Raw genomic sequence first — 10,561 nt, forward strand, 5'->3', positions numbered from 1 at the left:
TGGCAACAGCGCTCGCCTTGGGCATGTGAGCATCGCACGTCGTGGTCGTAGCGTTGGACCTTCTTCTCTTAGGCTCCGTTCTCCCCGCCGTTTGACCGCGCTCAAGGGGCCGTCCAGCACTCCTTGGGGTTGGACGCTTGTATGTATGCGGCGGTCAAACATCGGTGGCCAGCTCTACCTGAGATCGTGATCATCGTCGATCGCAAGGTAACGACATCCATCATCGATGGTGCAAGGAGACAGCGATTGGCTCGGCTAGGAGTCTGCTGAACAAGCCCCATCCCGGTTGGGTGCCGGGTGGGGCATGGGTTCCCCAGCTTGCCTACCGGTTCTTCGTTCTTGCTTCCTTCCCCCTCCCCTTTTCCCCCTCTCACCGCTTTGGTAAGAGGGGGAGGGGGAAAGAAGCTATCAGTTTGCCAGTGCCCAGGTCCCGTCTTGGAATGTGAGGTTGTTTCGAAGGAGTACCTTCAAGTTCCAGACGGTTCCAAGGAGTAGATAGTGCATCGTGTTCTTGTCAACACCCCGATAGCGCAGCTTTGAACCATTGAGTTTGCGCTTCATCTGGGCATGGATGCGCTCGACGCCTGGACGAGTAGCCCGATAGCTTGCTTTGATCTCCTCGTTGGCAAAGTTCGCACGTTGGGCCCTGGCATAGGAGTGATTGGGCACAAAGGTCATCACCCGTCCACGCTTGGAGCGGGTACAGCGATCCTTTACGGGACAGGTGTTGCAGTACCTGGTAAAGGAGGCTCTCCCCTTGGCCGAGATAGTGACCGTGTGCTTGGCTGGGCAGGTGACGTGCGCAGGTGTTTGAGCGGTTGCTTCGCTGACGATGAAGTCATCGATGCTATAGCCCCCCTCTACTGCCTTGGTCAGTGGTCGAGGTTTGATGAGCTCATGGTGACCCTTGTCTTTGAGGTGGGCCGATAGATCCATCGACGAGTAGCCGCTATCGCCATAGACGCTCACCGGTTCTGGCTCTTGGTCCAAGAGCTCCTTAGCAACCTCAGCATCTGAGACGTTGCCCTTGGTCAGTGTTGTGGCGGTGATGATCTCGGTATCTGCACAGATGGCGATGTGACCCTTATAACCATCGTGGTAGTTCTTCCTCGACTTATGGACATGGCGGGACTCTGGGTCAACGGTAGAGACGACCCGATCCTTGGCCACCCCTTGGCAAAGGCGGTAGGTCCCACTCACCTCGTCAATGAGCTCGACGTCTTGGGAGGCGACGACCCCGAGAAGACCGAGGGCATCGAGCTGTTGGTCATCAAGGGCACACTCGACAACCTGGCCCTCATCATCTGATACGTATCCAAGCTCTCGTGCTCGATTGATGAGTGCATTGGCATCTCGGACAAGGATAGAGAGGGTCTCGTTGACCTGGTCCTGGTTGGAGTAGTCAATCGAAGGCTTGACCCTGGTATAGTCGATCGCCGTCGAAAGGGGAACCCCACGGAGGGTGGGAATCAGCTTTTGGGTACGCTTGATCTGGGCTACGAGCTGGCTCATGGTGTCTTGGGTCACGACGGCATCGACGAGAACCGTCGAGTCAAGTACCCGCTTGGTGTGGCGATTGAGGATCTTGGTCTCATCGATGATCTCACGAGCCAGATCAAAGATCAACCTCGGGGTGCTTGAGTTCTTGATGCGATTGCGCCAGTAGGTAAGTACCGAAGGATCAAAGCCCGCATCTTCGAGATCAAGACCAAGGGCGAGCTTCCAACGTAGGTTATAGCGAACTTGGTCTAAGGCCTCTCTATCAGAGAGTCCCTCTAGTGCTTGTAAGACCAAGACCGAGGCGATCCGAGAGGCTGGGATTGAGGGCCTTCCAGTACCCGAGGGATAGAGATGAGCGAACTTGGTATCGGCGAAGATATCCCTGCGGTGTTGTGAGAGGAAGTAATAGATCGAACCTGGCTCCAACAAGGAGGAACAAAAGCTCTCGGTGGCACTGAGATGGGTCTGGGTGGATTCGGTACCTAACATAGAAATATTCTACCTGACCTGCTATTATGCCCCAACAACCACCCGGGGAGCCCTCTCATTTTCCCCTCATTTTGGGGTGGGGTTGTTCAGCAGACTCCTAGCGCGACGACGAAAATCGATGTGTACTGAGGTTCTTGGAGGCGACCAAGCAATTGGCGTACCGCTGGGTCAACGCTTCCGGCGCTTTGGCGCGTGACATCACCGTGATAGGATTCTGCGGATTCCAGCAGCAGAATCGTATGGCCGGTTGACGCGGTGTCCAAAACCACAAGGTGGTCATTCGCCTGTCCAACGATTCGAGCAAACTCCTTGCAGACGGCGACGCTCCTCGGTGCACGGAGATCGCAGGTCCTTCTTTACGACCTCGAGTGCATCCGCTTGGAGCCCCTCCCCTGCTCGCGACAGCACCTCCTGGGCATGCGCGTTCGTCACCACGGCCGGATCGATGCGGACGACACGTAGGCGACCATCAAGGCTATCATCTTGGCCCCCAACCACGGCACCAAGATGATCGGCGGTGTCGGTGGTGAACAATTCGACCACATGGCCGCGCCGAGCGAGCTCGACAGCGATGGTGGCAGCCATGGTTGTCTTGCCCACACCGCCCTTACCCATCGTCAAGACGAGTCCATGACCGCGCTCAGACACATCGTCGACCAATGCGCTAAGATCTATTGCCTCTTGCGCGTGCGTTGCGCCACTGGGTGCCGACGACACCTGCTGCGCATGAGCGACGAGCGCCCGTACGCCATCGAGGCCGACGAGGCTCAACGGCGCGAGGCCGACCTCGTCACGTGCCAGCGCTTGGAGCGGTGTTGGAAGCTAATCGAGCGCCTGTTGGGACCGAAGCGATAGTGCCTTCGCAAGAGGGTCCTCACGATCATTGACATGGAACACTCCATTGAGCACCAGGCGTTGGTTATCGATGCCCAGCGACCCAAGTTCCCTGGCGGCCCTCGCCACCTCGTTCAACGCGATCACATCAGGTCGAGCCACAAGAACCAGTAACGTCTGCTTCCCATCTGCGAGTGTCGTCACGACCGCTCGATATCGCTCCTCCTGATTCGACAGGCCCGCCAGAGGGCCGCTACAAGTCGCACCGAGCTCATTGGTCTCGAGAAACTGAGACCACGCCCCCGGCAAGGACAACATTGGCAAGGTGTGGCGGGTAGGCGCGGTATCAAAGACCACATGGTCGTAGGCCGACGTCGCCGCTGGGTCGGCCAGCAGGGAGGTGAACTCGTCAAACGCCGCGATCTCGACGGTGCATGCACCAGAGAGTTGCCCTTCGATGCTTGCCACTGCGGATTGTGGGAGCACACCCCGATAGGGCCCAACAACTCGCTCCCGGTAGGAGGCAGCGGCCGCGAAAGGATCGATGTTCATCACGTCCAGCCGATCGATCACCGATGACGGTGACGATCCCAACGCTACCGCGAGCACCTCATCAAGATTCGAGGCTGGATCCGTCAAAACCAGCGGGACGCGAGCCCCTTGATCGGCCAACGCGACCGCGGTCGCTGCCGCCGGGTCGTCTTGCCGACGCCTCCCTTGCCGGTGAAGAAGAGAAAGCGAGGCGAATCGCTCAACAGCCCACTGAGAAATGACCGGGCATCAGCCACAGCAACCAGACCCTTCCGATGCCGAGGCATCGCCGACCATCACGGCATCCGAACATCAGGCGGGGGTTTCAGTCATTGCTGTCTCATCGGCGAACGCTGCATTGGTGTCACCGATGTTCTGGTCGGTCAACGATCGCAAAGCCCACGAGATCAGCTCCTCGTGTGTTGGATAGCGTCCCCAGGCTGCCAGCTCACCAACCACAACAACGGCCAAAAGCGCCTCATCACCCTGATCGGTTAGGAGCTGACGAATGATCGGACTTTCGGCGAACGCACCAGGTTCTTGCGAAAGGTTATGGCGCCTACCGTCACCCCTTGCTTCTCAATCCACCCCAAATTGGCCGCAAACGTCGACAGCGCGCGATCGACGCTGGGTCAACACACCCCAGTTGAACAACACATCGCTGGATCAAACACCTCTATCGTTGCCATCTGATACCTCCTCATGGGATCATCAATAGATCATTCATCGTCGATGACCGAACCTTCTATCACAGGGGTGCAACGCCCACCAGCCATTCGCCCGAATGCTCTCTTAATCCAGCCGGCCTCCTCTCCTTATCCGGGATGACTCAGAACCGCTGGCATCAAGGTCGCCGCGGCCTCGAACTTCAATCCGGCGAACGCTTGCTTTCTTGCATCTCCTCCTACGTTCTGGCTCCATACCGTCGCTCTGGAGGTGTTCAAGGGCTCAGGGTGGGCCCTCGGTCGCTCACAGGAGACGTTGGAACACTCACGCTCGCAAGGTGGCGGTGGCCCAACGCGCAGAGGAGCTTAAAGGCGCAGATACGGCCTCTCGACGGTGATGATGAGCGGCTCGGTCGCTCCCCTATCAGGGCCAGTGGCAAAGAGCGAAGTCTGGGAGCACCGCTCAGTGACAGCGACGGTGGATTGGTTGCCGTCGTCAGACGACCTCATGCGCCCAACGAGACCAGCACAATCGAAGCACCCACTCGGGAACAGGTCCAACAGCACGCTAACGATCGACTTCTCCGGGTTGTGAACTCATACGGTTGGCCGCGCGGGAGAGTCAAGAACTTGATACGAAATCGCACCCTGAGCATCGTCTTCGTGCAAAAACGATGCTGGGACCGCCTCGAGGCGATCCCAGCTTTAACGATTGTTACACTTTCGGTTACCCCAGCAAATCTGTGACCTCTGAACGTTCGCCGAGTAGCTCATCACGCGTGGTATCGATCGCACGCTGGGCAGCCTCGGAATGCTCAATTCCAGTCACGACCTCCCAAGAGTTGCCGTTTGAACGAATCGGAAAACCAAACTGCAACCCTTCGGGGATGCCATACTCGCCGCGAGAGACAACACCAACCGACGTCCAATCACCTGCTGGTGTCGGCGTGGCAATGGAGCGAACCGTGTCGATGACTGCATTGGCAGCCGAGGCAGCCGATGATGCTCCTCTCGCCTCGATGATGGCAGCACCACGCTTTTGCACGGTCGAGATGAAGTCTCCACCGAGCCACTCATGATCGGTGATCACCTTCGGCACCTGGACACCGTCGATCTCGGCATGATGGTAATCAGGGAACTGCGTCGCCGAGTGATTGCCCCAGATCGCCATCTTGGTGACCGAGGTTACCGGTTTATTGGCCTTTCTCGCCAGCTGCGTCATGGCGCGGTTCTGGTCGAGTCGCATCATCGAGAACCATCGGTCCGCCGGGACATCCTTTCCATTCTCACGTGCGATGAGGCAGTTGGTATTGCAGGGATTACCGACGACCAGCACCCGGACATCGCTCGCAGCAGCCGCAGCGATCGCCTGTCCCTGTGGCTTAAAAATGCCTCCGTTGATGCCAAGCAGATCGCCTCGCTCCATGCCTTGCTTGCGCGGAACTGACCCAATCAGCAACGCCCAATTGACACCGTCGAAGCCGACCTTAAGGTCGCTCGTGGTCACCACGTTGACCAAATTCGGGAAGGCGCAGTCATCGAGCTCCATGACGACACCCTCAAGAGCGCGCATGGCAGGGTCGATCTCGATCAGCCGCAACTCGACTGGCACGTCCGCACCGAACACATCACCCGCCGCTATACGGAACAACAGCGAGTAGCTAATCTGTCCAGCAGCTCCCGTTACCGCTACTTTGACTGGAGTCTTCATCTCTCATTTCCTTTCTCTCATATCTCAAACGGTTTTCTTTGACGGTCGATCTCCATCGTTGCAGCTCGTCATCGATGTCACATCACCAAGTGGATCGAGTGGCGCCGCATACGACACGAATCCTATTCGTTGACCATTCATCCGACGATCCCAGCGACACCGTTGGATCCATTGACGAACGGATCACCATGTTGCCCAGCGAACATGAACCCAAAAGTGGAGAACAAGTTGCTCAGCCAGAAGACGACAATGGCCCTACGACTAACGCTACTGCAGTACTCAAATGCGCTCCGCCACCGCGTGAGCGAACTCCGAACACGAGACCTCTGTCGCCCCCTCCATCAAGCGAGCGAAATCATAGGTGACGATCTTGGCCGAAATCGTCTCCTCGAGTGCCCTAGTTATGTCAGCAGCGACCTCGTCAAGCCCCAAATACTCAAACATCATCACTCCTGAAAGAATTACTGATCCAGGATTGACCTTGTCGCGGCCAGCGTACTTGGGTGCCGTGCCATGGGTCGCCTCAAAGACGCCGTGACCGGTCACATAGTTGATATTGCCGCCCGGGGCGATTCCGATTCCTCCAACCTGCGCAGCTAAGGCATCGGAAAGATAGTCGCCGTTGAGGTTCATAGTGGCGATAACGTCAAACTCGTCGGCACGGGTCAAGACTTGCTGCAGTGCGTTATCAGCGATCGCGTCCTTCACAAGGAGGCGATCGCCAGGTTTACCATTACAATCCTCCCAGCTCACTGCTCGGTCCGCAAACTCCTCTTTGACCAGCTCATAGCCCCACGCGCGAAAGGCGCCCTCGGTAAACTTTTGAATATTACCTTTGTGAACCAGGGTTACACTCCGACGATCGTGTTCAAGGGCGTAGTTGATCGCTGCCCGAATCAATCGTTTCGAACCGGTCTCGGAGATCGGCTTGATTCCGATTCCAGAATCCTCCCGGATATCCCATCCAAAGCTGTCGTGCAGAAATGTTCGCAGTTTTGCCGCCTCAGGTGAACCCTCTTCTACCTCAAGACCGGCATAGACATCCTCGGTATTCTCCCGAAAGATAACCATATCCACGAGTTCTGGGTGGCGTACAGGAGAAGGCACACCACGGAACCAGCGCACGGGGCGGAGGCAGACATAAAGATCCATGATCTGGCGGATTGCGACATTGAGCGACCGGATACCACCGCCGACAGGCGTGGTCAATGGGCCTTTGATACCTACGCGATAGTCACGAAACGCCTCGATCGTGGCCTCCGGGAGCCATTCGCCCGTCTCCTTGAACGCCTTCTCCCCGGCGAGCACCTCCATCCACGAGACGTGCTTGTGGTGCTTGGCGAGCGCCTTGTCAAATACAAGTTGGGATGCCGGCCAGATGTCAACGCCGGTGCCATCACCCTCGATATAGGGTAAGACAACGTCATCAGGTACTACAAGTTTGCCCTCGGCGTCAAGGGTCAGTTTTTCTGCCATGCGCCAATTCTACTCATGAGAACTGGGGTGGATCCAATCCGACCGATGAGGCCGAGGTCATCATGGTATGACCGAGCCGATGACGTCGCGAGTGCCCTTTGGATGATCACAAGGTTCACAGATCGCTGCGGGGACCCATGGACAATCATGAGATCACCCGACAACGCCGCCGGTCAACTCCAAACGTACCCACGCCCTCTTCGCGCGGCGACCGGTACCACTTCCGCAAGACCTCGCCGGCGGCGTCGTCAAGCCAGCACAGGGACGCCATCAGCCGTCAACTTGGCCTTGCCGTCGAGACGACCCTGGTCAAGGCAGTATCTCGTGACGACCGCGTACAGCCCAGGCAGCCACCTGATCTAACGCCCGTGTCTCGTGTTCTGATGTCATCAGCCCGTGGCGTACGAGCCTACGACCATTCGATCACTCGCCCCGACGACAACAATTGGGGTACGTTGACGGCTGACCGATCGGCAATCAGCAAACGACTGCCGCTCTGTCGAAGGCGTCACCATCGATGGCGCAATCTCGGGGGCATCATCTCCATTGGCGCAATGTCGGGGGCGTCACGCCACGACGAATCCTTCATCCCACCAATTTCTACCTCAGAGCGGTTGTGAAGAGAACTCTTGCGCAGTGCTGGTTGAGAAAACGAATGCGTCGTTCATCCCTTACGGAGTCAACAGGACTTCGATAGAACGCACCGTGTCCTCGAGAAGGGCGAACAGGATCTCGACCATCTGGCCATCCACCATCTCATCGGGATGCAGGTCAAGAAATCCAGATTCGCGGCCAGCGGGCACGGGTGAAGGGGTCTGTACACGACTGGCGAGCAACTGTGCTGCTGTGCGCATCTTTTGCGACAGCGCCCTTAGTTCGTGTTGGCGGCGTTGATCAAGCTGGGCATGAAGAGCAGAAAGGGAGACCAGCGCAAGGAGCGCCAACGCCGAACGATCAAGTTGAGCCAGGATGGCGCGCTCCAAGGCCATATCGCCAGGGCTCTGTCGCAAGGCAGCCTCGCTCGTGCTGGCATCCAACGTCTCGATGGCGGCAACCCGCTTGCGGCGTGCTTGGGCCAGCGGTGTGTAACCATGCTCCTCGCGCTCACCCCAGTGCGTACTGAGCAACTCAATCAACGCCGCTTGAGCAACCATGGTCTCAGCCATAAGCCTCGGCAGTGGCTCACCGACACGCGTCGGCACCACAAGGGAGGCGAGGATCGCGATGGCGCCCCCAAGCACAGTGTCGATCAAGCGATCGATAGCGATGGTCGTCGCGACCTCACCAAGCAAGACAAAGAGCAGGACCACCACACCGGTAATGCTGACGCTATAGACGAAGTAGTTCGCTCGAAAGGTCGCAAATCCGACCCAGGTCACGATCGCGACCAACACGACCAAAACCGCCGAGTCGGGTGAGAACACCACGATAATAGCCGTCATGAGGCCGACGCCGATGATCGTCCCGCCGATGCGTACAAAACCACGTTGGAGCGTGCTGATATGTTGCGGTCGGAGAACGAGCGCCACCGTCATCGGCCCCCAGTACCCATGGCCAACTCCGAGAAGATGGACAAGAAGTTCGCACACAACCAGTGCGGCCCCAAGTCGAAGCGCATGTCGAATGGTAGTAGCCCTCGTTGTTGACGAGAATGCCCGTTCGAATGGGTTGAAGGCTACACGGCTCGTGATTGGGCGATGCGATACGCTTCGCCCATCAAAGGTAATCAGCACATCCAAGATGGTCTCAAGACTGGCGAGCAGGTCGTTGCGGACCATCGCACTGGTCTCGTTGGTGCTGGAACCAGTTGCCAATGACACACGAGCAGCCGTGATCTCGGCCTTGAGGGCTCGACACTCGGCGGCACCCACTGGCCGATGAGAGAATTCGATCACCTGTTGACACACCCCAACGACAAAACCCATGAGTTGGGATCCATCCAACAGCGCTCCCCCTTGGAGCTGCGATATCCTGAGCATCGAAAGCTGGGTTCGAAGGGCCTCAGCCGAAAGGGTCAACCGAAGATAGGCGGTTGCCCGAGCCCCCCTGAAGGGCTGCGGGTCAAGCAGTGCCTCTTGAAGATTCGAGATGAGTCGCGGGTTTGGTGCTCGATCGTGCTCGGGGGCGGACGCATATCGCGCCAGTGACGCGTAGACCCCCTCCAACGCTCGACACTCAAGCGGGGACGTGCTCGTGACAATGGCAATGGCGGTAATCGTCGCTTGGATGATCCCACCAAGGATCGTTGCTACCACTAATGACCACGACTGCGACGGCGGTGCACCCAAACCACTCCCAATAGCGAACGCTACCAGCGCCTGAATCCCGATGGTTGACGCGCTCTCGCCGAAAGCAATGACGCCGCCAGCTGCGAGTCCAAGCACAAGATAACACACCAAGGAGGGAGCGAGACGGGTTCCAATGCTGTTGCCAACGACCAGCCCCACAGTCACCACGGTCGCAGCCGACGACATCGTTACCAAGCGACTGCGATAGCCTCGTTGAAAACCGGCAAAACCTACCAGTAACGCGCCAATCGCCGCGACCGAACCAAGCAGTAGGTGGTGAGTCCCAAACCCGTATACCAACGGTACAATCACTCCGACAGTCGAGAACAGGCCATTGCTCAACGACAGCGCAGTGGTGTCAATGGCCAGGCTGGTCCGCACAAGGCTCGCCAACACGTTTGCGAATGTCTTACGTTCCGCCTCGACCACGCAGCCAGTCTAGGGTAGCTTTCCCCTCACGCCCCGGCGTAGCTATCCGTTGTCCATCTCCATCGCAACCAGCTACAGCCCACTACCGCCACAGGCACCGACGCCAACAAGTTGCACACAGCCTGCTCGCCAAAAGCTGATCGTGCGGAACGAATCGATCCTACAACACCACGACCCCAAATTGGCTACGCAATGTCCCATTGAGGGACGCCACATCGAACGCTGCCTCACCGTCGAGCTCGGATCCATAGATTGATTGAAGGCGTACGAGTTGTACCTGTGCTAGCCATGGTGTTGGTGTGACGCATGCCTCCTACCAGCACATCTTTTCGCTAGCGCGTCCTGTGCATTCATTGATGGGCCCACTACGGCAACGCCACCATCAAGCGGGAGATGACTGGTGACCGCCATCGGTCACCAGTCTCGCACCAGCGACTAAGGTGTAATGCCCCACCACCTGGAGAATTGGGACGACAAGACCTAAGCACCCCACGATGCGAGAGTGGTAGAAGTTTCGTGAATCGTTCGAGCTAGGCGACCCTCTCGGTTACGGTGACGTCGAACCCGAGAGCCTCGATCCGCTGAGCCAGTCGCTTTACCTGAGCTTCGGGATCGTTGTGCTTCTCGAAGTAATCAGC

The 10,561-nt window shown here is 57.8% G+C and carries 7 protein-coding genes and 1 pseudogene; all 8 read right to left on the reverse strand.

Translation table 11 applies throughout. The features are described 5' to 3' along the window. Positions 1-408 precede the first annotated feature (408 nt). Positions 409-1,989 carry an IS1182 family transposase gene (locus MP439_10950; GenBank protein ID MCI2976571.1) on the reverse strand — a complete coding sequence of 527 codons (1,581 nt, stop codon included), beginning with the start codon at positions 1,987-1,989 and terminating at the stop codon, positions 409-411. 276 nt (positions 1,990-2,265) lie between these two features. Further along, positions 2,266-2,760, reverse strand: coding sequence for a hypothetical protein (locus tag MP439_10955; GenBank protein MCI2976572.1), 495 nt, complete (start codon positions 2,758-2,760; stop codon positions 2,266-2,268). Positions 2,761-2,811: 51 nt separating this feature from the next. After that, entirely contained in the window at positions 2,812-3,462 is a 651-nt protein-coding gene (locus tag MP439_10960) for a TRC40/GET3/ArsA family transport-energizing ATPase (GenBank protein MCI2976573.1), read from the reverse strand. After that, entirely contained in the window at positions 3,459-3,611 is a 153-nt protein-coding gene (locus tag MP439_10965; protein ID MCI2976574.1) for a hypothetical protein, read from the reverse strand. The genes MP439_10960 and MP439_10965 overlap by 4 nt, the downstream gene beginning before the upstream one ends. A 55-nt stretch (positions 3,612-3,666) precedes the next feature. Beyond that, positions 3,667-3,915, reverse strand: a pseudogene (locus MP439_10970) (arsenic metallochaperone ArsD family protein). An 831-nt stretch (positions 3,916-4,746) separates the two neighbouring features. Further along, positions 4,747-5,730 carry a malate dehydrogenase gene (locus tag MP439_10975; protein MCI2976575.1) on the reverse strand — a complete coding sequence of 328 codons (984 nt, stop codon included), beginning with the start codon at positions 5,728-5,730 and terminating at the stop codon, positions 4,747-4,749. A gap of 279 nt (positions 5,731-6,009) precedes the next feature. Continuing rightward, positions 6,010-7,206 (reverse strand): NADP-dependent isocitrate dehydrogenase, encoded by a 1,197-nt coding sequence (icd, locus tag MP439_10980; protein ID MCI2976576.1) that lies wholly within the window; start codon positions 7,204-7,206, stop codon positions 6,010-6,012. A gap of 671 nt (positions 7,207-7,877) precedes the next feature. Continuing rightward, positions 7,878-9,923 carry an FUSC family protein gene (locus tag MP439_10985; protein MCI2976577.1) on the reverse strand — a complete coding sequence of 682 codons (2,046 nt, stop codon included), beginning with the start codon at positions 9,921-9,923 and terminating at the stop codon, positions 7,878-7,880. Positions 9,924-10,561: the final 638 nt, after the last annotated feature.

Origin of the sequence: Ferrimicrobium sp., assembly GCA_022690815.1 — a bacterium.
GTDB lineage: Bacteria > Actinomycetota > Acidimicrobiia > Acidimicrobiales > Acidimicrobiaceae > Ferrimicrobium.

Coding starts and splice junctions, on each gene's coding strand:
- MP439_10950 (MCI2976571.1), bottom strand. CDS start 1,989: ATGTTAGGTACCGAATCCACCCAGACCCATCTCAGTGCCACCGAGAGC.
- MP439_10975 (MCI2976575.1), bottom strand. CDS start 5,730: ATGAAGACTCCAGTCAAAGTAGCGGTAACGGGAGCTGCTGGACAGATT.
- icd (MCI2976576.1), bottom strand. CDS start 7,206: ATGGCAGAAAAACTGACCCTTGACGCCGAGGGCAAACTTGTAGTACCT.